At 39.8% G+C, this 22,853-nt stretch carries 23 protein-coding genes and 2 pseudogenes; 14 read left to right on the top strand and 11 right to left on the bottom strand.

Translation table 11 applies throughout. From position 1 onward, the window contains the following. Positions 1-30: 30 nt before the first annotated feature. The 3 genes and pseudogenes from BGC07_RS13025 to arsB all read right to left on the bottom strand — a co-directional run bounded on the left by BGC07_RS13025 (position 31) and on the right by arsB (position 1,737). Entirely contained in the window at positions 31-435 is a 405-nt protein-coding gene (locus tag BGC07_RS13025; RefSeq protein WP_069313458.1) for an arsenate reductase ArsC, read from the bottom strand. Between the two features lie 24 nt (positions 436-459). Then, the gene (locus tag BGC07_RS13020) at positions 460-801 is read right to left on the bottom strand and encodes an ArsR/SmtB family transcription factor (protein WP_235603204.1); all 342 of its coding nucleotides are present in this window, start codon (positions 799-801) and stop codon (positions 460-462) included. 31 nt (positions 802-832) lie between these two features. Continuing rightward, a pseudogene (gene arsB, locus BGC07_RS13015) lies at positions 833-1,737 on the bottom strand (ACR3 family arsenite efflux transporter). A gap of 517 nt (positions 1,738-2,254) precedes the next feature. Here arsB and BGC07_RS13010 point away from each other — a divergent pair. Then, positions 2,255-3,298, top strand: coding sequence for a WD40 repeat domain-containing protein (locus BGC07_RS13010; RefSeq protein ID WP_069313457.1), 1,044 nt, complete (start codon positions 2,255-2,257; stop codon positions 3,296-3,298). 9 nt (positions 3,299-3,307) lie between these two features. On the opposite strand, the gene BGC07_RS13005 is transcribed toward BGC07_RS13010, so the two are convergent. The 3 genes from BGC07_RS13005 to BGC07_RS12995 all read right to left on the bottom strand — a co-directional run bounded on the left by BGC07_RS13005 (position 3,308) and on the right by BGC07_RS12995 (position 5,020). Next, the gene (locus BGC07_RS13005; protein WP_069313456.1) at positions 3,308-3,655 is read right to left on the bottom strand and encodes a hypothetical protein; all 348 of its coding nucleotides are present in this window, start codon (positions 3,653-3,655) and stop codon (positions 3,308-3,310) included. An 82-nt stretch (positions 3,656-3,737) separates the two neighbouring features. Next, positions 3,738-4,400, bottom strand: coding sequence for a transcriptional regulator (locus tag BGC07_RS13000; protein ID WP_069313455.1), 663 nt, complete (start codon positions 4,398-4,400; stop codon positions 3,738-3,740). A 26-nt stretch (positions 4,401-4,426) separates the two neighbouring features. Next, positions 4,427-5,020, bottom strand: a complete 594-nt coding sequence (locus tag BGC07_RS12995; protein WP_069313454.1) for a hypothetical protein — start codon at positions 5,018-5,020, stop codon at positions 4,427-4,429. Positions 5,021-5,227: 207 nt separating this feature from the next. Here BGC07_RS12995 and carA point away from each other — a divergent pair. The 7 genes and pseudogenes from carA to BGC07_RS23415 all read left to right on the top strand — a co-directional run bounded on the left by carA (position 5,228) and on the right by BGC07_RS23415 (position 11,838). Next, positions 5,228-6,285: pseudogene (carA, locus tag BGC07_RS12990) on the top strand (glutamine-hydrolyzing carbamoyl-phosphate synthase small subunit). A 2-nt stretch (positions 6,286-6,287) separates the two neighbouring features. Beyond that, complete coding sequence (gene carB / locus BGC07_RS12985; RefSeq protein ID WP_268801669.1) at positions 6,288-8,687, top strand: carbamoyl-phosphate synthase (glutamine-hydrolyzing) large subunit; 2,400 nt, start codon at positions 6,288-6,290, stop codon at positions 8,685-8,687. Next, positions 8,647-9,474, top strand: coding sequence for an ATP-binding protein (locus tag BGC07_RS23425; protein WP_317135155.1), 828 nt, complete (start codon positions 8,647-8,649; stop codon positions 9,472-9,474). Before carB ends, BGC07_RS23425 begins: the two co-directional genes overlap by 41 nt. A gap of 76 nt (positions 9,475-9,550) precedes the next feature. Next, on the top strand, positions 9,551-10,504 hold the full coding sequence (pyrB, locus tag BGC07_RS12980) for an aspartate carbamoyltransferase (RefSeq protein ID WP_069313453.1): 954 nt from the start codon (positions 9,551-9,553) through the stop codon (positions 10,502-10,504). Positions 10,505-10,539: 35 nt separating this feature from the next. After that, positions 10,540-11,079 carry an orotate phosphoribosyltransferase gene (pyrE, locus tag BGC07_RS12975; RefSeq protein ID WP_069313452.1) on the top strand — a complete coding sequence of 180 codons (540 nt, stop codon included), beginning with the start codon at positions 10,540-10,542 and terminating at the stop codon, positions 11,077-11,079. Continuing rightward, the gene (gene pyrF, locus BGC07_RS23420) at positions 11,076-11,477 is read left to right on the top strand and encodes an orotidine-5'-phosphate decarboxylase (protein WP_268801668.1); all 402 of its coding nucleotides are present in this window, start codon (positions 11,076-11,078) and stop codon (positions 11,475-11,477) included. The genes pyrE and pyrF overlap by 4 nt, the downstream gene beginning before the upstream one ends. Before the next feature lie 34 nt (positions 11,478-11,511). Then, positions 11,512-11,838, top strand: coding sequence for an orotidine 5'-phosphate decarboxylase / HUMPS family protein (locus tag BGC07_RS23415; RefSeq protein ID WP_268801667.1), 327 nt, complete (start codon positions 11,512-11,514; stop codon positions 11,836-11,838). A gap of 87 nt (positions 11,839-11,925) precedes the next feature. Here the strand turns inward: BGC07_RS23415 and clpB are convergent, their stop codons facing one another. Both clpB and BGC07_RS12960 read right to left on the bottom strand, forming a co-directional pair. Continuing rightward, positions 11,926-14,511: an ATP-dependent chaperone ClpB gene (gene clpB, locus BGC07_RS12965; protein ID WP_069313451.1), complete on the bottom strand. Its 2,586-nt coding sequence runs from the start codon at positions 14,509-14,511 to the stop codon at positions 11,926-11,928. Between the two features lie 213 nt (positions 14,512-14,724). Next, positions 14,725-15,372 (bottom strand): phospholipase D family nuclease, encoded by a 648-nt coding sequence (locus tag BGC07_RS12960; protein ID WP_069313450.1) that lies wholly within the window; start codon positions 15,370-15,372, stop codon positions 14,725-14,727. Positions 15,373-15,587: 215 nt separating this feature from the next. Here BGC07_RS12960 and BGC07_RS12955 point away from each other — a divergent pair, with 215 nt between their 5' ends. Both BGC07_RS12955 and BGC07_RS12950 read left to right on the top strand, forming a co-directional pair. Next, entirely contained in the window at positions 15,588-16,460 is an 873-nt protein-coding gene (locus BGC07_RS12955) for a hypothetical protein (protein ID WP_069313449.1), read from the top strand. A 219-nt stretch (positions 16,461-16,679) separates the two neighbouring features. Continuing rightward, positions 16,680-16,991 (top strand): hypothetical protein, encoded by a 312-nt coding sequence (locus BGC07_RS12950; RefSeq protein ID WP_069313448.1) that lies wholly within the window; start codon positions 16,680-16,682, stop codon positions 16,989-16,991. A gap of 425 nt (positions 16,992-17,416) precedes the next feature. On the opposite strand, the gene BGC07_RS22500 is transcribed toward BGC07_RS12950, so the two are convergent. Next, a complete protein-coding gene (locus BGC07_RS22500) occupies positions 17,417-17,899 on the bottom strand; it encodes an MBL fold metallo-hydrolase RNA specificity domain-containing protein (RefSeq protein ID WP_235603192.1) in 483 nt (160 codons plus the stop codon). After that, entirely contained in the window at positions 17,871-18,776 is a 906-nt protein-coding gene (locus BGC07_RS12945; RefSeq protein WP_235603191.1) for an MBL fold metallo-hydrolase, read from the bottom strand. The genes BGC07_RS22500 and BGC07_RS12945 overlap by 29 nt, the downstream gene beginning before the upstream one ends. 426 nt (positions 18,777-19,202) lie before the next feature. On the opposite strand from BGC07_RS12945, the gene BGC07_RS12940 reads away from it, so the two are divergent. From BGC07_RS12940 to cdd, 4 genes are all read left to right on the top strand, one after another. Beyond that, positions 19,203-19,628 carry a universal stress protein gene (locus tag BGC07_RS12940; protein WP_069313447.1) on the top strand — a complete coding sequence of 142 codons (426 nt, stop codon included), beginning with the start codon at positions 19,203-19,205 and terminating at the stop codon, positions 19,626-19,628. A 41-nt stretch (positions 19,629-19,669) separates the two neighbouring features. Continuing rightward, a complete protein-coding gene (locus BGC07_RS20735; protein ID WP_158006939.1) occupies positions 19,670-19,831 on the top strand; it encodes a hypothetical protein in 162 nt (53 codons plus the stop codon). A gap of 361 nt (positions 19,832-20,192) precedes the next feature. Beyond that, positions 20,193-20,534, top strand: coding sequence for a CBS domain-containing protein (locus tag BGC07_RS12935; RefSeq protein ID WP_158006938.1), 342 nt, complete (start codon positions 20,193-20,195; stop codon positions 20,532-20,534). A 222-nt stretch (positions 20,535-20,756) separates the two neighbouring features. After that, entirely contained in the window at positions 20,757-21,161 is a 405-nt protein-coding gene (gene cdd, locus BGC07_RS12930) for a cytidine deaminase (RefSeq protein ID WP_069313445.1), read from the top strand. Positions 21,162-21,216: 55 nt separating this feature from the next. Here the strand turns inward: cdd and BGC07_RS12925 are convergent, their stop codons facing one another. After that, on the bottom strand, positions 21,217-22,746 hold the full coding sequence (locus tag BGC07_RS12925) for a SulP family inorganic anion transporter (RefSeq protein WP_069313444.1): 1,530 nt from the start codon (positions 22,744-22,746) through the stop codon (positions 21,217-21,219). Between the last annotated feature and the right edge of the window lie 107 nt (positions 22,747-22,853).

The following is a 22,853-nucleotide window of genomic DNA, read 5'->3' as shown; positions in this document are numbered from 1 at the left end:
ATTAATATCTAATTTCCAGATTGAAACTTTTCAGAAAATAAAAAAATATTTTCTTTTTAATAAATCTCTAATTTTTCTAAACCGCCCTAACTGACTTTCTTTACTCGAATTCATATCAGGCTGAGCAGGGTCTTCAAAAGGCCAGTGCTCTTTAACAACAGGACTTGCCACATAAGGACAAATCTCATCCGCACAAAGAGTGATAATATAATCAACTTTGCTAAGATCAATATCAGCAACACTTTTAGAATATTGCTTGGAAATATCAATATTCATTTCTTGCAAAACTTTTATCGCTAGTGGGTGAACTGACGCCGGCTTTGATCCTGCACTTTGCACATTAATATCGCTGCAACCTTTAAAAATATTCTTTGCAATCCCCTCTGCCATTTGACTACGTGCCGAGTTTGCAACACATAAAAACAAAATATTCATAAGATTATTCACCACCTATCACTTTCAACATAAATTATCTTTACAGACCATTTTTAGTTTAACAAGTTGATCTTTATATTGTGCTTCTGAATCCATCGCAGAAGATACAGAAGCAAGTATATTATTCACTTCAACATCTTGGTTTTTTTTCTGTTGATAAATCACCCAACGGCCTTCTTTATAAAAATCTACAAGCTCCAAATCAGACAACATTCGTAAATGTATGGATATTGTCGACTGACTAATTGGCAACAATTGCTCAAACTCACAGACACAAAGCTCACGTTTTTGCAAAAACCATAAAATCAACCGGCGATTTTCATCTGTTAGCGCCTTTAATACTTTGGATAATTTCTTGTTTGTCATAATCATTAGTCCTGGTTATTTAAGTCACTCATTAATGACTAGGCTTAATATAATTTACTTCCGTCTGATCAGGCCTCATAAAAAACTTACTTTTCAACCAAAGAGAAACATTAACCAGGCCAATTAACACTGGCACCTCAACCAGTGGCCCAATCACCCCGACAAATGCTTGATCAGAATGAATTCCAAACACAGCGATAGCAACAGCAATTGCCAACTCAAAGTTATTAGAAGCTGCGGTAAAACTCAACGAAGCTGCTTGCTCATAAGGCGCTTTCACCTTAAAGGACAGATAAAAAGAGATAAAAAACATGAGAGCGAAATAAACCAATAATGGCACAGCGACGTGAATCACCTGTATCGGTAAAGCAATGACATGATCACCTTTCAAAGCAAACATAATAATAATGGTAAATAATAGAGCAAACAACGTCAAAGGCGATATCACCGGAATAAATTTATTTTCGTACCATTCTATGGATTTTAATCGAATTAAAATCACACGACTTAAAAAGCCTAAAATAAAAGGAATACCTAGATAGATAAATACACTCTTTGTTATCTCCAACATTGATAGATGAACAACAGTACTTTTCAAGCCAAACAACCTAGGTAACAAGGTAATAAATAGATAGGCATACGCCGAGTAAAAAATAACGGTAAAAACTGAGTTTAATGCCACCAAGCCGGCACAATACTCTCGGCTACCTCCAGCCAAATCATTCCAAACGATGACCATCGCCACACAACGCGCAATACCGATCAAAATCAGCCCTATCATCAAGCCAGGTTGGTTATGAAAAAAATCAAAGCAAGAATAAACATCAATATCGGACCAATTAGCCAGTTTTGCAGCAAAGAGAGTCTCAACACCCTCTTATTTTTAAAAACTTCAGGAACTTTTCGGTAGTCTACTTTTGCCAGTGGTGGATACATCATCACAATCAAACCAATTGCAATGAGCACATTTGTCGTGCCATATTCGAAATGACTAATAACCTGGCCTGCATGAGGTATAAAATAGTCAACAAGCAAACCTATCGTAATCGCGATAAAAATCCAAGCCGTTAAATAACGGTCCAAAAACCCGAGTCTTTTCAAAACCACCTCTCAACAAATTAAATTGTTATATTTACATGTATCAATATATAAATTTTTTAAAAAAATGTCAATACTCACTTTTAATACCAAAGCACTCTAGCAACATGTAACAACGTACATTAAAAAATTGTTACTCATTGATTTTTATATAAAATAAAAGCAATTAGTATAATCACACACTAATGACAAAGCCTATTTATGCATACAGGAAAGAAAATATCAAAAAACAACCTACTTTTTATGTAGAAAAAAAGTGTTTTTAGCACTATAATAGCCCGACGCTTAATAAAACCTTATACCACAGACGGCCTGGGTTCCCCCGACTGGCAATGTCTTTGTTTTAAGAGAGAATATGTTAAAATATTTTTATATTAAAAGTATTTTTAGTAAAACAGTTTTCTTTACTGCAATTTCAGTATATTTTGCAGCGATAGTCTGTGCCTATGCAAATAAGTTTACCTTTCAACAAGATGACGGCTTAATTAACGATGGCTGGGTTCGCCTTGTCCAACCTAGCTTACCTGTCGGCACCCAAATCGACTCACTCTCCTTAATCGACTCAGGAGATGCGTTATATGTTAATACTCAGTCTGTTGGCAGTTTTCTATGCCAAGGGGATAGCTGCAACCAACTAAAGCACAATCTCCCCCAATTTAATAATTCATCCCACATTAATTTTATTGCAATGACTCAAAAGTCAATATTTAGCAAACTAATCAAAGAACTACCTAATGATGTTCGCATATTTTCAGCACAAATTATTAGCGATGCGAAAAAAATACTCGTAGGCACTCGCTCACACAGTGCCTACCTCTACGATCAAGGCCACTGGCAGCACCTCAGCGCCTCAACACAATCCCCTTCTTTACCTAAAAATTCATGGATTTATACACTTTCAAGCTCAAAAAATGGCGATAAAATACTGATAGGCACCATGAATCATGGCGCTTACCTGTGGCAAAACAATCACTGGCAACACCTGACCATACCCACAAAACAGCCACTGACAAAGCAGAGTTGGATCTACGCGAGCAACATCTCAAAAGATGGCAGCACTATGGTCATCGCAACCCACAATAACGGTGTGTTTCTTTACCAAAATAAACAATGGAAGCATTTAAATAACCCTGATCAATCTGGGCTACTTGCGAATACCCTCGTTAATTCTATTGCTATGTCTGATGATGGCAAAACGATTTTACTAGGCTCTTTATTCGGCGCTTATCTCTACCAACAAGGACGCTGGTCACACGTCCATAAACCACACCACAACTTGAACCTAAAAACAATCACCGCAACTTATGTATCACCCAACGGCAAAACAATGCTAATAGGTACTCAATTAGGCATGATTTATATTCGCCAATTAGGATTATTTGAAAAACAAATCAACTAGCTAAAAATATCAAGCAATCTTTGCCCTCATTAACTTTTTAATCAACTCATGCACCTCATACGGCTCAACCTCGTATTCAGTTGCATAATCAATGGCTAATGCTTGAATAGCATCGTGCGCTCCAGCCCAGATAGCATCAACAGCAATCAATAAACTTTTCTCATGCTCAACTCCTTTCTCTCGCGCCTCTTCAACAAAAGCTAGGCCCTTTTCACGCTCAGTCACCGAAATCTCATTAATCCAGTCTGAGATTGTCCACTCACCAATAGCTTCTTGCGCATCCACCAAAGCGTGATCATCATGTTGAATTGAGATGATCGAATCAACGACATCTCTGAGTTTGTCAATTTCATTCATAAAATTACAACTTCCAAATCAATTTAAAAAAAGAGGGGGGGGAGTAAGTTAAAATAAAAATCAGCTTCAAGTTTAACAGCTTTTAACGTCTTGACAGATATTTTATGCCAGAAATACAAACAACTTGCTGCGCCGAGATAGTCTGACCTTTAAAAAATATATCTTTAGCAATATCGACCATATTATATTTTCCACTCGGACAGACATTACTGATTTTATTCAATAAATTATGGCGATACATATAAACAGTATTCATTTTTAGCTGCAAAGCTTCAGAAATGTCACTTGGCTTTGCCCAATCAAACTGAGCTAACATACACAAAATTTTCATATCCGACGAGCCAAATAATTCACCTTTATAATATGCAGGCTTTAAATTTAAAAAACAGCGATTTTTCACGAGTTGCTCTATGCTAGCATCCGTCTCATTAATCACTCCAACAACTTCCCCTGCATCCATTAAAGGCAATTTATCATTCGTGACTATGGCAAAACACTTTTCAGATGCAATAATGCCTTCACGGCGAATTAATGATTTTTTCCCATTTAAAATATCACGACGATCCTTAAGGGCCTGTGCAATAGCAAATATCTTAGGTGTAATAGTAATAAAATCAAGTGCCTTTTTACCAATGACTTTATTTCTATCAATATTTGAAAATGTAGTATACGCATCATTCAAAAATAAAACTTCACCATTTAAATTTACAATGGAATAAAGCTTGCTAGAGCCAGGTTTTATCATTTAATTTATTCTACCCTCTATAAAGGTCACAGGACCCGGATAAATACTGAGCTTGGCCCATCATTTTGCAAGTAAACCGTCACTGGTTGACGGATGTCTGCTGGAGCCACGCTAGTAAAAACACGACCAGCCCCTCCATTCGCACCCATCGCCGATAATGTCACGACTTGATCTACCCCTTGCTCAGCACTATTGACAACATTGGTAAAGACCATTGCATCAGTTCCACGGCTTGCGAGCTGTAATTCAATATTAGCAACACTATAGGGCACGCCGAAATTATAACTTCTTATTCGCATATATTGGTGAGGCTTTAACCAGACTTTACACTTCCCCCAAGCATTATAATTCTTTACACTGCAACTTGCACTCATCGCCCGACCAAGGTTAATAACAGGAACTTGATCAATCATTGAAGAGTCAACACTCTGTACTCCAGCTTCCGAAGCATGAGAATTTAGAAAATTTTTGCTGGTATTCGTGGACTGTTCTGAAGGCTGCGTGGGGAGAGACAGACTAACCACCTGGCCTGAAATACTATTTTTTGAAATTAATATTAAAACAAAGAAACAAGCAACGCGTTTTGCTCGTTTTTGCAGGCACAATAAATCAGTAAACATGTTTGACTTTACACCCATTTACAGGTAAATTAACTCCAATTTGCGTGGAGATCGTTAAGACAGACGTAGACCTACTCTTAGTAAGCATATCAAACAGTAAAGAATGAATACTAACTAGAGTCTAAAAGTTTGTCAACCCTTGCATGAAAAAATATACGTTTATGCTCTCCATGCGCACAACAACACGCACTATAGAAGGCGCATATCATGGTCCCTGCTAAACTTGTCCTTGAAACGGGTGAAATTTTTCACGGCATCTCGCCTAGCTGGCAACAAGAAACATCCTTTGGTGAGGTTGTTTTCAATACTGGGATGGTCGGCTACCCAGAAACCATGACCGACCCCTCTTATAACGGTCAAATCATCACCTTTACTTACCCACTCATGGGTAACTATGGCGTAAACAACTGTGAAAGCTGGGAGTCAACAAAAATCCACGCCAAAGGCATCGTCGTCTCAGAGCTTTCCCCACATTATGCACGAACTAATGCCGAGCAATCCCTACTGGATTGGTGCAAGAGTGAGAATATTCCTGTGATTGCTAACGTCGACACTCGCGCCCTAACGAAATGCTTGCGTGAAAAAGGGGTGGTTGCCGGGGCCATCACCACCGCCGACGAACTTCCCAAAGCCTTTCCAGATAATAATGCCCGTAATCTTGTCGCCGAAGTCTCGATAAAAGAGCCAGAAACTTTTGGCTCAGGGGACAAGCTTATCATCGCTGTCGATTGCGGCATGAAAGAAAACATCACTCGCGAGCTTAGAAACCTCCCTATTCGAGTTAAGCGTGTTCCTTATAACTATGACTATACCAGCGAGCAGTTCGATGGTGTATTTATCTCTAACGGCCCAGGAAACCCCGCACGTTGCTATGAAACTACAAATATTTTAAAAAAAGCAATGGAGCAAGAGAAACCAATTTTTGGTATTTGCTTAGGCTCGCAATTGATGGGGCTGGCAATTAACGCAACGACCTATAAGCTGCGCTTTGGTCATCGCTCACAAAACCAACCCTGCTTACAAGAAGGCACAGAACGTTGTTTTTTTAACCTCCCAAAAACCACGGCTATGCGATTAATGAAGATTCTCTCCCTAAAGACTGGCGCGTGTCTTTTAGAAATCTAAACGATAACACTGTCCAAGGCATCGAGCACAAAACTAAACCTTTCTTCTCTGTCCAATTTCACCCCGAAGCCGCTCCAGGCCCAGTCGACACTCACTGGCTTTTTAATAAATTCTATCAGCTCATCTGTGAAGGTAACTAAGCATGCAATCAATTAAAAAAGTACTTTTGTTAGGTTCAGGTGGTCTGCGCATCAGCCAAGCAGGTGAGTTTGACTACTCAGGCTCCCAAGCAATTAAAGCTCTCAAAGAAGAAAATATTGAAGTTATCCTGGTCAATCCAAATATCGCCACAGTACAAACTGATGAGCATATGGCTGACCGCGTTTACTTGCAGCCTTTAAATGAAGCAACTGTCACAAAAATCATTGAAAAAGAACAACCCGATGCAATTTTACTCGGCTTTGGCGGACAAACCGCACTTAATTTAGGATTACGCCTGGAAGAGACTGGCATACTAACCAAACATAATGTCAAAGTGCTTGGCTCTTCAGTCGAAACCATTCGCAATGCCGAAGACCGTGACTTATTTAAAAATAAACTCGACGAAATTGGCGTTAAAACTGCAAAAAGTATTGCAGTTACCAACGCTGAAGATGCTCTAAAAGCCGCTGACTCCATTGGCTATCCAATCATGATGCGTGCCGGTTTTTCTTTAGGGGGCTTAGGTTCAGGCGTTGTTCACAGCAAAGAAGAGTTAGAAAAACGTGTTAGCGAAGTCTTTAGCGTTGCCCACCAAATACTTATTGAAGAAAATTTAATCGGTTGGAGTGAGTTTGAATACGAAATTGTCCGTGATTCTGCTAAAAACGCATTGACCATTTGCAACATGGAAAACTTCGATCCCATGGGTATCCATACTGGTGAGAGCATCGTTGTTTCTCCATCACAATCACTCAATAATACTGAATATCATTTTTTACGTGAAATCGCCATTAAAGTTGCACATCATTTTAATATCATCGGTGAGTGTAATATTCAATATGCCTTTAATCTAGAAACCGGTGAATATCGTGTGATTGAGATTAATCCACGTTTATCTCGTTCGAGTGCACTCGCTTCAAAAGCGACGGGTTATCCACTTGCTTTTATCGCTACTAAACTGGCACTTGGCTATAAGCTTTATGAGCTAAAAAATAGCATCACTAAGAAAACTTGTGCCTTTTTTGAACCCGCGCTGGATTATATCGTCGTTAAAATTCCACGTTGGGATACACACAAGCTGAAAAAAGCTGAGCGACGCATTGGCACAGAAATGAAAAGTGTTGGTGAAGTCATGGCCATCGGCCGCTCTTTCCCAGAAGCGCTACAAAAAGCCATCGGTATGCTTAATATCGGCGCATCTTGCTTAAGTGACTATCCACACCCAATCGACAATATAGAAAACGAAATTGAATACGCGACAGATCGCCGTATTTTTGCCTTATATCGCTACTTATTACAAGGCAACACCGTTGAACAAGCTAACAAGCTTTCTAATATTGATCCTTGGTTCTTGCATCATTTGCACGCTATGGCTCAAACAGAGCTTGCAATTAAAAACCAGCAGCTGACCCCTGAACGATTGGTTGACGCCAAACGCAAAGGCTTTTCAGACAAAGCCATTGCTTGCCTAAGTGACTCAGACGAGAATACTATCAGGCAACAACGTATTAGCTTAAATATCACCCCAGTGGTCAAACAAATTGATACACTCGCAGGCGAATTCAATGCAAAGACGAATTATCTTTATCTGACTTACCACGGTGATCAACATGATATTCGTCCATCTCAAACCCCTGCAACGATTATTCTTGGGTCTGGTCCTTACAGCATCGGCTCCTCGGTTGAATTCGACTGGTGCGGTGTGACTACGGCAAGAACGTTAAAGCAACTTGATGAACGCCCGATTATTATCAACTCAAATCCAGAAACCGTCTCTACCGATTATGATGAATCTGATCGCCTTTATTTTGAACAGCTCACTTTTGAACGCGTGCAAGACATCGCCGACTTTGAGAATCATCATGGGCTTGTCGTTGCTATGGGTGGACAAGTAGCTAATAACCTTGTCAATCCATTGGATAAAGCCGGTTATAAACTATTAGGCACGCCGGCTCAATATATTAACCAAGCAGAAAACCGTGAATTATTCTCATCATTACTCAATGAGTTAAACATTGACCAACCTGCTTGGCATGCGGCAACCAGCCTTGAAGGCGCAAAAGCCTTTGCTGAAGACGTTGGCTACCCCGTTTTGATTCGCCCTTCTTTCGTTCTTTCAGGGGCCGCCATGAATGTCGTCTTCTCTGAAGATGAAATGGAAAAATACTTAAAAGAAGCATCGACAGTGTCTCCGGATCACCCTGTTGTTCTTTCCCAGTTTATTCAAGAAGGTAAAGAGCTAGAAATGGATGGTGTTGCAATGAATGGTGAGATTATTATTGAAGCCATCTCAGAGCATATCGAAAACGCCGGAGTCCACTCCGGTGATGCAACGATAGTATTGCCTCCACAAAAGCTTTATCTCGAAACCATTCGTCGTACGAAAAAAAGTTACACGTAAAATTGTCAAAGCACTGAATATTACCGGACCCTTTAATATCCAGTTTATTGCAAAAAACAATGAGATTCGCGTGATTGAGTGTAACTTGCGTGCTTCTCGCTCCTTCCCTTTTGTCTCTAAAGTGACAAATCATAACTTCATTGAAATTGCGACGAAAGCAATCATGGGGATTCGAGAAACAGGACCATTTAATACCCTCGATTTAGATTACGTCGGCGTAAAAAGTCCGCAGTTTTCATACAGTCGCCTAAAAGGGGCTAACCCAGTCCCCCACGTTGAAATGGCATCTACTGGAGAGGTTGCCTGTCTTGGTGAAGACTTAAACGATGCATTTTTCCAGTCTTGGCAAGCAACAGAAATGTCAGTGCCAGAGAAAAAAATCTTCTTAAGCATCGGCGGCAGCCGTAAGCCGCGTTTACTTGAAGAAATCACCGAATTACACAAGCTGGGCTGGGAGCTGTATACCACGGCAGGCACTCATGAATTTCTTGCCCAAAATGGCATCCCCTCACAATGCGTGAATAAAGCCAGCGAAGGGGGAGAGCCTAATGCAACAACAGTCATCAAAGACCGCAAAGTTAGCTTGATTATTAACCTACCTCAAGGTACACGCAGTAGTACCTCCAGCCAAGTCACTGACGGCTTTCGCCTACGCCGCTTAGCCATTGACCATAACATTCCACTAGTCACCAACCTACAAGCAGCACAGTTAATTTTGCAATGTTTAGCAGAGTTGCATGACAAAGAGGTTTATGCAAAATCTTGGCAAGAGTTTGTGCAAAATTAAGATAGAGTGAGAGGTTAAAAGCCTCTCTTTTTTTATCGACTCTCTTCGCTGTCTTTATTAGGAGCCTGCACATACAATGACACACTCTCTCTATCAACAGCATCTTATCAGCATACAAGATCTAAATCGTGAGAACATCGACCTTATTATCAAAACCGCACTAGAATTTAAAAAACATAACAGCCATAAAAAACTGAGTCAGTTGCTCAATAATCGAATAATTGCCTCTTGTTTTTATGAACCTTCTACACGTACTCGCCTCTCATTTGAAGCTGCTGCCTTAAAGCTCGGTGCTAAAGTCATTGGCTTTTCAGAAGCAGGCAATACTTCAACAGCTAAAGGTGAAACGCTTGAAGATAGCATGCAAATTATTTCTTTATATGCCGATGCTATTATCTTGCGCCACCCTGAAGCAGGTGCAGCAAAGCGCGCAACAACAGTCAGCCACTCAGCACCTATTTTAAATGCGGGTGATGGCAGCAATCAACACCCAACTCAAGCATTGCTTGATTTAGTCACTATCGTTGAAAAGCATAATACGCTTGATGGCTTGCATATTGGCTTTAGCGGTGACTTAAAATATGGCCGCACTGTACACTCTCTAGTTGAGGCCTTGACCTACCACACACCTGCCTGCTTATATTTTATTAGTGATGATAGCTTACAAATTCCAGATTATTTAATTAAACTTCTTGAAAAAAATAAGATTAATTACAAAAAATCTAATTTCTTATCAGAGTATTTAGAGAATTTAGATGTTATCTATATGACACGCTTGCAAAAAGAGCGTTTTAATAATAACCAAAATATAGACAACTACCCTACTGATTTATGTTTGACAGCCGATAAGCTAAATAATAAAGTAAAAGAGCGACTGCAAATTTTACATCCTCTGCCCCGCGGTAATGAAATTGATATTGCTGTTGATCAAACGCCTTATGCTAGTTACTTTAATCAGGCTGAAAACGGCCTCTATACACGCCAAGCTTTGCTGGCACTCGCTCTAACTGAAAACATCCCAACACTTTAACTTTATTAATTATATATTATAAGGAGAAATTTAACATGAATAAACAACAATTAATCACTGAGCTTAAAAAAATTGAAGCCGTCCAATACGGTGAGTTTACGCTTAAAAGTGGCGAAAAATCCAATGTTTATGCAGATTTGCGTCGCATTATTTCCTTTCCCGAAACATTAAAGCTTATCAGTGCAGCATTTGCCGAAATGGTAAAAGAAATCAATCCGGAGTTGATCTGCGGTGTACCTTATGCCGCATTACCCCTTGCCAGCGCATTGTCACTCGATACCAACATCCCTATGATCATGTACCGTAAAGAAACCAAAGCTTATGGCACGAAAAAACAAATCGAAGGCGTTTTCTCAGCTAATCAAAGCTGTGTGATTATTGAAGACGTTGTTACCTCTGGTGGCAGTATTTTAACGACTGCAGAATGCTTGAAAGAACATGGTTTAAACATAGAGCACGTCTTTACCATTGTTAATCGTGAACAAGGTGGTGCCGAAAAACTGCGTGAACAAGGCTACCAATTACATAGTCTACTCACTTTATCCGACTTAACCTCAGAGGGTAAAAATGTATGAATTACTTAGAGCGCGCCAGACAGGCAGATAATAAAATATCCAAAAAATTACTTACATTAATGGCTGAGAAGCAAACAAACTTATCATTATCCGCCGATGTAACCTCTGCCGCTGAGCTTATTAAACTGGCCGATGAAATCGGCCCTGAAATTTGCTTACTTAAAACACATATTGACATTATCGAAGATTTCACACCTGAACTCACTAAAAAGCTCAAAGAGCTTGCTGATCAACACCAGTTTTTAATTTTTGAGGACCGAAAATTTGCTGATATTGGCAATACAGTTCATAAGCAATTTACCGCTGGAATTTATAATATCTCCTCTTGGGCAGATATTATCAATGCCCACACCCTCCCCGGCCCAGGCATTATCGATGGCTTAAAAAAATTCCATTGACCTTGAAAAAGTAGGCTTATTATTACTTGCGCAAATGAGTTCAGCGGGTAATTTGCTTAAAGCTGATTACACTCAAACAACAATCAACCTTGCTAAAGAAAATAGTGACTTTGTTATGGGCTTTATTTCTCGTGAGAAACTCAGTAATAAGCCAGGTATGATTCATATGACTCCAGGCGTTCAATTAAAAGAAGGCCAAGATACTTTAGGCCAGCGTTACCTCACTCCTGATCATGTCATTAACGAGCTAGGCAATGACATTATCATCGTCGGTCGTGGTATTTATAAAGATGATGACCCATTAAAAGCCGCTCAAGCCTATCGCCAAGCAGGCTGGCAAGCCTACCTAAAACGCTCATAATACTCACTCGGCCGAACTCTCTTCTTTGAACAATAAAAAAGGCTCTATTAGAGCCTTTTATTTTAAAATGTGATTAATCCCATATTATTACTTTTTCTTTTTATTAAAAATAATTTTATCTCCATCAAGCTCTACATCAATTGTATCACCCGGCACAAAGTCTCCTTCGAGGATATTTTCTGCCAGTGGATTTTCAATTAGATTTTGAATCGCCCGTTTCAAGGGTCGTGCTCCATAGACAGGATCATAACCACGCTCTGTCACTAAATTCATCGCCGCATCACTGACTTCAAAACCCAGCTCTTTGTCTTTTAGGCGCACACCTAGCTTTTTCAATTGGATCTCGGCAATCTTAGCGATATTATCCTGACTTAAACCATGGAAAACAACAGACTCATCAATTCGATTGATGAATTCCGGTCTAAAGTGCTGGCTAACGACACCCATGACAGCCGAGCGCATCTCATCATAACTTAACTCAGCACCGGCAGACTGAATCACATCAGACCCTAAATTCGACGTCATAATGACAACGGTATTACGAAAATCGACGGTGCGCCCTTGGCTGTCGGTTAAACGGCCATCATCCAGAACTTGCAGTAACAAATTAAAGACATCCGGATGGGCTTTTTCCACTTCATCAAACAAAATAACAGAATACGGGCGTCTACGCACTTGCTCAGTTAAATGGCCACCTTCCTCATAACCCACATATCCTGGAGGTGCCCCAACTAAGCGGGCCACCGCATGTTTTTCCATATACTCTGACATATCAATGCGAATCATCGCCTCAGAGGTATCAAACAAGAAGCGAGCTAATGCCTTAGATAATTCAGTTTTACCAACTCCAGTCGGCCCTAAGAACAAGAAAGAACCAATCGGACGCGATGGGTCAGATAAACCAGCACGCGAGCGACGAATTGCATTCGACACGGCGGTGACCGCCTCACTTTGGCCGATTACTTGATCATGCAAGACTTCTTCCATTTTCAATAATTTTTCACGTTCACTACGCATCATTCGCGTCACCGGAATCCCCGTCCATTTTGAAATAACTTCGGCGATTTGCTCATCGGTCACACTCGAACGCACAAGTTTTTTCTCATCACCGGTAACCGATGTTTCTGCTGCCTTTAATTGTTTTTCTAAATCAGGAATTTTGCCATATTGTAATTCAGCCATTTTGCCTAAATCACCGGTACGATTCGCTGCATCTAAATCTAAACGTGCTTGTTCTAATTCAGATTTTAAATGCTGAGTCCCCTGCAAAGATGCCTTTTCTGCCTGCCAAACATCATTTAAATCTGCATATTCTTTTTCAAGTTTAGTGACTTCTTGATTTAAATTATGTAAACGCTTTAATGATGCACTATCGGTTTCTTTTTTCAGCGCTTCGCCTTCAATTTTTAATTGAATTAAACGACGATCAAGTTTGTCCATCGCCTCGGGTTTAGAGTCGATTTCCATACGAATCCGACTACCAGCCTCATCAATTAAATCAATGGCTTTATCCGGCAAGTTACGGTCAGTAATATAGCGGTGTGATAAATTCGCCGCGGCAACAATCGCCGGGTCGGTAATTTGTACCCCGTGATGCACCTCATAACGCTCTTTTAAACCGCGTAAAATCGCAATGGTGTCTTCGACCGTCGGTTCAGTGACCAGTACTTTTTGAAAACGGCGCTCTAAAGCGGGGTCTTTTTCTATGTATTGGCGATATTCATCGAGCGTCGTCGCACCCACACAATGCAACTCACCACGCGCTAATGCAGGCTTTAACATATTTCCAGCATCCATCGCTCCATCGGCCTTACCTGCACCAACCACGGTGTGTAGCTCATCAATAAATAAGATGACCTGACCTTCTTGCTTAGATAATTCGTTTAAAACCGCTTTTAAGCGCTCTTCAAACTCGCCACGGAATTTCGCACCGGCAACCAAAGCGCCCATATCCAAAGCCAAGATTTTCTTATTTTTCAACCCCTCAGGGACTTCACCATTGACAATACGCTGCGCAAGACCTTCAACAATAGCCGTCTTACCCACCCCCGGCTCACCGATTAATACAGGGTTATTCTTAGTCCGACGTTGCAAGACCTGAATCGTCCGGCGAATCTCATCATCACGACCAATCACCGGATCAATTTTTCCCGCCTCAGCCCGTTCTGTTAAATCAATAGTATATTTATCAAGTGACTGACGATTTTCCTCAGCAGACTGATCATTCACATTCTGCCCACCACGCACGCTCTCGATCGCCGCCTCGACCTTCTTAGCATTCGCACCCGCGCTCTTATACAAGCGCCCAAGCTCCCCCTTATCTTCAAAAACGGCTAACGCAAATAACTCGCTAGAAATATATTGATCATCACGCTTTTGCGCATATTTATCCGTTAAATTCAATAAGCGTGATAAATCATTTGACACGTGAACTTGACCACTATGGTCTACAACCTGTGGCAAACGCTCTAACAGGCCATTTATCCCTTGCTCTAATTGATTAGTATCTACGCCCGCATTTTGCAAAATCGGCTTGACTGCGCCACCTTGCTGATCGAGTAATGCCTTTAATAAATGCGCCGGCTCTATGAAGTTATGATCTTGCCCCAATGCTAAAGACTGCGCATCAGCGATTGCAACTTGAAACTGATTTGTCAATCGATCCATTCTCATTGTATCTACCCCCTTTAAATTCATGCTTGCTTTAATATATTGGGACTAAGTTAGCAATCTCAAGGGGACAAACAAAAATCAAACAAAATACCTAAAGCACTTCAAGCTCAGCCAACACCCTAGCAAACAAAATTCAATCATTCTTAATTTAAAGTAAAAAAGCCACAATTAATGTGGCTTTCACGATATTTAAGTTGAACTACTATTTTCCCGCTAAGACGTATGCTTATTCCAAAACTCTTTAGTCGAACTCCAAGCACTATTGGCAGCTTTTGAAGTCGCATCCACCGCTTTATTCGCAACAGATTCAAGCTGACATTTTGTCGAAGACTGGCAGTATGTTGCAAGCTGCTCGGAGTCTTTCTGACGCTTGTCAAAATTACTTTGATAAATCCCTGCGATTTCCGGGTTACGCATAATGAGGATATTCCCTGCATCTTGGGTCTCTGCTGCTTTTGTAAAAGCAAAATTACCGGTGATCACCGTTTTATTATCAATTAATATGACCTTGTTATAGGCAACTGCTGGCTTATAATCGATTAAGAAAGGAACTTTATTTTTAGTTAATAATGAAACTACGCTATTACGACTATTAACATTGACCTTATCTAACAACACTTTCACTTTAACTCCACGCTTTTGCGCAGCAACCAATGCATCAGCAATCGGCTGTGAGGTGAAATTTTCGGCTTGTACGTCAATTGATTGTGTTGCCTCAGCAATTGTTTTTACAATCAAATTGCCACATTGACCACTGGGCGTAAAACAAACATCTGCAGCCACATTCTGACTGCCATTCACTGCCCAAGCAGAAGACATCAATAACAAACTTACTCCCGTGCTTATCAGCAATTTTTTCATTGTCTTACCACCTTCACTATCGTCAATTTATTCTACATTCTAATGATCAGTCATTAGCAGAATCTTAAAATTCTAATTTAGCCCAACACAATATAGCATTCATCCCAGTAATTCAAAAATAGTCCTTTGAATTAAAAAAATTTTATAGTAACACTCAACCTTGCTTTTTCCTTGCCGATACAATTAACAATGAAGATCAACTCAAGGATTGAGTGATGGCACGATATAGCAAGTCAACCTACTTTAACATTTTAACCTTATTAATCAGCACAATAGGCATAAGCTTATCGAGCTACGCTGCGGGCAACTCCGTAATTGATAAGGTCAATAATAATATTCAGGCAAACATTGCAGGGTTGCATATGAACTACAAAGAAACACTCAACGGCAGTATCTTCAATGAAGAGCAAGGCACTGTTCCAGGCATTGATCTCTCTTTAAGCAAAACAGTAGAAAATGTTTACCTTCATGCTAATGTAAGCTTATATTCCGGTGAATACACTTATGATGGCGGATACAGCAGTGGAGGCGCGACCGTTCCTTTTAGCTTCAACCATAATCGTCCTCTTTATAACCTGTCAGGAAAACTAGGATATCGAATCAAGATGAGCTCGCACTTGCACCTCACGCCCTATGGTGAGTTTGGGTATTATCAATGGGATCGACACCTTATTGCCCCTCCTGTCTCTGGAGGGATTGCCATTGATGAGATTTATAGGCATTACTTCGCTGGCATAGGCGTAAAAATTGATATACAAATTGGTTCACGCTTCGTACTTTCTCCACATATTAGCGCGGGGTCTACCTTGAACCCAGTGATGGATTTCAGTGCCGTAGAGCCTGCCACTCATGTTGAAGATACTCTAGCGCTCGGCCAAAAACCTTATTATCAATTTGGTCTTGATGCAATGTATTTCATTTCTAACCACTTTAGCATTACCGGTTTTATCCGCTACAAGAGCTTCGAATATGGTGAAAGTTCAACCACCGTCGTTACTCTCGCCCCATCAACCCTAGCACTGGCCGCCGAACCTGACAGTGTCACTCGTCTGCTCACATTCGGTATCGGTGCTTCTTATAATTTCTAAAAAGGGCAAAGCAGCAGATTTGTGCTTTTGACCCATATTTAGTAGGAGTGCCCAGAGCCTAAAAAGCACCTAAATATTGCTGTAGTTTTCCCATTACCAAACTTGCATTCCTAAGGTATAGATAAACTACTTTCGTAAGAAAGTAAATTTCGAAGAGGACTGCACTCCACAGGAAGCAAGTCCCATGACTTTTAGTTTGCGGTTAAAGGATTTAAAAATATGGCTATACCTACAGAGTTAAAATATCTAGTTGCTGACAAAATTGACGGGATTAAAGAAGATATTCAAAATAAACTTAACAATGAAAAACGGAGATGGAAATCAACGAAAGACAAAAGGAGTATGCGAATTCACTTACTAGAAAGGATGAAATGGGAGATTTTAAAAGTAAAGGACTTTGATAGCGTCCAATCTTTAAAAGATTTTCTAACGCAATGGAGTGATAAACTTCATAATTCATTAGGAAGAGGCACAACAATTAGAAATTTTTTAACGAAAATAAAAGTGGAAATATTTTTAGCGCAATTATAAATTTTGATACAAAAAGACCACCATGAAAAATACACAATCTTCATATGTCTCATTTCCTCGTTATCGTAATTCTAAATCTCACAAGCAAGCAGTAACAATTTTCCTAGATCTAGATCAGTCATTAAGCGAAAGTCCTCAAGAAAACTATTTAAGTTTATCTTCTGATCTTTAAACTATGTAATTCATATGTATCGTTTCAATTAAAATGAACCACTCTTTACGAAAAAAAGAAAAATGTGGTATATATGCATCGGCACTGGAGTATTTCCAGGCCGACTCTATGTATGAGCTAAGATATGTAATTCATAGGCATTGTTTCAATTTAGTATTTAAGAGTTGCATATTTTGTCGCCTTGCATGCTTTAGACAAACATCATACCGCATACCCAAGGATCGTCCATATAACAAACAGTAATCAATATTTTTTAAATATCAACTGACTGCAAATATTCAGGAATTAAAACATTCCAGTTAAATTTTTTAATTATTTTTTCGCATAGACATTGCGCAGCCTCAGGCTCTCCATGTGTAATATAAACTTTCTTTGGTGCTTTCTTAAAATTACTCAGCCAGAACAATATTTCATTGTAGTCTGCATGAGCCGATAAATTGCTAAGATTCACCACCCTCGCTTTTATGAGGTGCATATCACCATGAATTTTAATTTTACTCTCTCCTTTAACCATCCTATCGCCACGAGTTCCGCCCGCCTGATAGCCTGCAAATAAAATTGTATTGCGGTGATCGCCGACTAGACTTTTTAAGTGGTGTAATACACGTCCGCCACTTGCCATCCCACTAGCAGAAATAATAATTTTTGGCATAGGGGATAAATTGATGCTTTTTGATTCCTCAATCGTCGTGACATATCTAGCTATATTACAAACAGCTTGGCATGATTTTTTCATCAAGCTTATGCTCATTTTTAAACTGATCAAGCAATTTGGTTGCATTAATAGCCATAGGGCTATCAAGAAATACTGGAATATGAGTAAACTCACCAGCTTCTTTTAATTTATAAATATAGTAAAGAATTGACTGAGTCCGACCTACGGCAAACGCAGGAATTAGTATACTGCCGCCTCTAGCAATAGTTTTAGTTATAATTTCACCAATCTCTAAAGCTGGATCAGTTAGACTATGTAGTCTATCGCCGTAAGTCGATTCTATTAATAAATAGTCAGTTTGTTGCAACCTTGCTGGCGAATGCATAATGGGATCACTACTTCGTCCTAAGTCACCCGAAAAAGTTACTGTATCCTGATCATTTGACAAGCTAATAAAAGCTGACCCAAGAATGTGCCCTGAGCGAGACAATGTAAAATGTAATTCATCAGTTATATACTGCGGCTTACCAAAACTAACTGTGTGAAAAAAATTAAGTGAATGTTCGGCTTCGTCTTTTGTATACAATGGCAGCGCAACCTTATGCTTGGTATATCCATATTTATTTGCTCGTCTAGCATCTTCTTCTTGCAGATAACCGCTATCTGGCAATAATATGCGACAGAGGCTAAATGTTGCTTCAGAGCAATAAATTTTCCCATTGAACCCTTGTTTTACTAAAAGAGGAATATAGCCACTGTGATCAATATGTGCATGAGTCAATATGACCGCATCAAGCTGTGAAGCATCAAAGGGTAGAGGCTCCCAGTTTTTAAGACGTAGTTTTTTATATCCTTGAAATAGTCCACAATCCACCAGAATTCTAGTCCGCTCCTCTTCAATGAGATACTTTGAACCAGTTACTGTTCCTGTAGCGCCCAGAAATGTTAATTTCATCATATCTCCAAATGATATGAGTAATATATATACATATTATTCTCAATGAAAAAGAAAAAGCTAGGAGCCTTATTGCTCTCTACATGCCTCAAGCAAATTAATTTATTCACCCCTTTAATAGTACTCCCATCACAAACTCCCTTCTCTTTACTACAATAAGCAATTAAACCAAATTTAATCCGACAGTCGCCCACTCTGTTGTTTTTGGAGTCAGCATAGCAGCAACATGTGCTTTTATATTGCCTGTCGCAACATCTCCTAATGCCCTAGCCTACAGCACCGGACAGGTTCAGCAAACCCAAATGATTAAAGCCTGGCTATTACTAAATTTAGCAGCTATTCCAGCTTCATGGCTACTGGTCACACTTCTCACTTAATCATGATGTCAATGAAATAAAGGCGTATAATCAAATGAGAGAGGTTTGAGATATGCAATACCGACATATACTTTTTGCAACAGACATTGACGATGGTAGTCTTCATAATGTGAGAAAAGCCTTAGATTTATCACGTGCCCTAAGTGATAAATTTAGTCTACTTCATGTTGCACCAGATTCAATAAGCGACTTAGCGATGGGAAGCGCTAAACTTTATGAAGAAATTTTGGACACATCGAAAGCAGAAATAATGAAAATAGCTAAAGCGCTTGGCATACCAAAAAGTGATCAATACGTGATAGAGGGAAGTCCTAAAGAAGTAATTTTAATGTTTGCAGAAAAAGCCAATATAGACTTAATTATACTTAACAGTCATCGACATAACTGGCTAGAGATGTTAGGAGCAACAACAAATTACGTTGTTAATAAAGCTCAGTGTGATGTGTTAATCATTGATAACGATAAAAACCAAAAATAGCCAATATCACTCTATTCTATTGGCAATATTAGGAGTAATGTATGAGCAATGAACTTGCTTTTAAAAAAATAGACAGAGCTAAGCCTGCAGTCGAAAACGTAGTGCTTAAAGCCATTGGAAAAGGCAAAAAACTGGTACAGTTATCCATAACAAAAGATGGTTTACTAGAGTTGAACGCTTTTTTTGCACCCGCCAAATGCTAATGATAATGAAAAATCAGACGAAGATAACCTAAAATTTTACCCATTAGGTGACGAACCCCTTGGAGAAGTTGGTTGTTATACATCTGAGTTAGAGCCAATAGACTCGCATGTTAATCATATTGAAATAACTGAAAAAACTGATTAAGAGTCTTAAATCAATGATTAACCCTTAACTTGCTCTCTTACTGCTAATTTTAACTTTTGTTGGCTGATGCTTATCATTTATGCTAAAAAATATAATATCTGCAGTTATAATAGGTATTTAAAATATGAAAAAAAAGTAAGATTATTGAAGATATTATGACCTCTCCGGCAATAACAACAACCAAGGATACACCAATCGAGAGGATATATGATTTTTTTGAAAGAAAAAAAATTCAGCCATTTAGTTGTAATGGATGCAGGTAATATTGCCGGCGTAATCTCCGACCGCGATATACTTAACGCTCTTGGAGCAACCGATAGTAAGGAAAAGTGTGCAAGCGAGATTATGACAAGCGATCCTATTTGTGTATCCGAAAAAACCTCAATTTATAAATCCATTCAGCTCATGTTAGAACACAACATTTCATGTTTACCCGTAACAAATAAAGAAAATAATTTAAGCGGATTAGTCAGCCTAAAAAACTTACTTCAACAATTTATGAAAGAACTTAAAGGTCTTGAAAGTGAAGGTTCTATCGACTTTAGGTTTTTAAAGTAAAATAACGGCATAATCAATTGACATACAACTTTATTTGTATGCGATTACATTACCTAAAAGAAAGTATTATCGCTTATAGACTTTAAAATACGGCGATGTTCAACCCCTTCTTCAAGACTTCTGTCAGCAGTCTCAATTCAGTCATCTTCTAACTTACACTTTACTCTAGATCAATTTATCCGTAGAATGGTCCGCCCAAATTGACTTTATAGAGGGCAACTCGTGATAAATACTCTACGTCAACATGCCATCACCGCCGCAAATCGCGCTTATTCTCCTTATTCAGAAGCCAAAGTCGGTAGCGCTGTTCTTACCACAAACGACCAAATCTACAGCGGCTGCAATATAGAAAACAGTAGTTTTGGTGCAACAATTTGTGCCGAACGCTCAGCCATCGCTCAAATGATTAGCAAGCAAGGCAAAGCACATATCGACAAAGTCTATATTTACACTCGCGCCGGCTGGCCCCCCTGTGGTCTGTGTCGTCAAGTGATTAGTGAATTTGCAACACCGAGCACAGAAATCATCATCGGCAATGAAGAAGGTGAAGAAAAACACCTGCCCTTTAGTGACTTATTTCCATTGGGCTATACCGCCGAAGAGTATCAAAAAAATAAAACCATATAGTAAAACAAAAAGGGGGATTTTAAAGCCCCCCTTTTTATAAAATTAAGCCTATTTTTCAATCAGCAACGTGATAAGTCGGATCCTCTAAGACATTCACTTCAACTTTATTTTTGGCCTTAGACAATAAAGCTCGGCAGTCTGGACTTAAGTGCTTTAGGTGTAAAGTTTTGCCTGCCGCATCATAGCGCTCGGCTAGCTGATTAATCGCTTCTAGTGCAGAATGATCACAGACACGCGAATTATCAAAATCAACAATCACATCTTGTGGGTCTTCGTTTGGAGTAAATAGTGCTTTAAAACTCGATACCGATGCGAAAAATAATGGTCCTTCTAGCTGATAAACTTTACTGCCTGATTCATTAATATAGGTTTTAGAGTGAGTATGCTTGGCACTTTTCCAAGCAAAAGCCAAAGCGGCAACGATCACCCCGACAATCACCGCTGTTGCCAAATTGGTAAAAACCGTCACTGCTGAAACTAAAATTAATACAAAGGCATCGATTTTCGGGATTCTATGCAAAATACGAAAGCTCGACCACTCAAAGGTTCCAATCACCACCATAAACATAATACCGACTAGAGCCGCCAGTGGAATCTGAGCAATCAAGGGAGAAGCACCAAGAATAATTGCTAACAGCCCTAAACCTGCAACAATTCCTGACAAACGACGACGCGCACCAGAGCTAACATTAATCATACTCTGACCGATCATCGCACAGCCCCCCATACCGCCAAAAAAACCACAGGTTACATTTGCCACACCTTGAGCGACACACTCACGGTTTTCCTGCCCACGCGTTTCGGTTAACTCATCAATTAAAGATAAAGTCATTAGAGATTCAGTGAGGCCGACAATCGCTAGAATTACCGCATAAGGCAGACAGATTTTAATCGTCTCCCAACTGAGCACCACATCCGGCACATGAAACTTAGGAAAGCCCCCTGCCGTCGAGGCTAAATCACCGACAGTGCGTGTATCCAAGCCGAAAATATGCACAATGGCTGTAATCACTAAAATCGCAGCCAGCGCAGAAGGCAATAAGCGTGTGATTTTTGGCAAAAAGTGCACAATCAGCATCGTCACGGCAACTAAAGCTAACATGACATAAAGCGAGCTACCACTGACCCATTGCATAATATCATTCGCACCTTTAAACTGAAATTGGTGCAATTGTGCTAAGAAAATAACAATGGCAAGGCCATTAACAAAACCAAACATCACCGGCTGTGGCAACATACGCACAACCCGCCCTAAACGGAACACACCGACTAAAATCTCCAAAATTCCAGTCATAATAATGGTTACAAAGAGGTATTGCAGTCCTTGCCATCCAGGATATTGTGCAACGAGGCTAACAATGACCACCGCCATAGAGCCTGTCGCCCCAGAGATCATGCCAGGTCGTCCCCCTAAAACAGCCGCTAACGTACACATGATAAACGCAGCATATAAGCCCACTAAGGGTGCAACATGAGCAACTAGAGAAAAGGCGACGGCCTCCGGTACTAAAGCCATTGCCACAGTAATTCCGGACAATAACTCATCTTTTACACTCGCAGTTTTGCGCTTAATCAGCCCTAACATATTTAGGTCCCTTTTTTATCAATGGGTTAGTTCAGTGAAATCAAGAGTTCGAGAAAATTCGACCGCTTATCATACTATTGTGCAGCGCAATCGTCAAAATCCAGATT

Source organism: Piscirickettsia litoralis, from assembly GCF_001720395.1.
Lineage (GTDB): Bacteria > Pseudomonadota > Gammaproteobacteria > Piscirickettsiales > Piscirickettsiaceae > Piscirickettsia > Piscirickettsia litoralis.
Note: the sequence above shows the minus strand (reverse complement) of the source record. Positions and strands in the feature narration are given on the sequence as shown.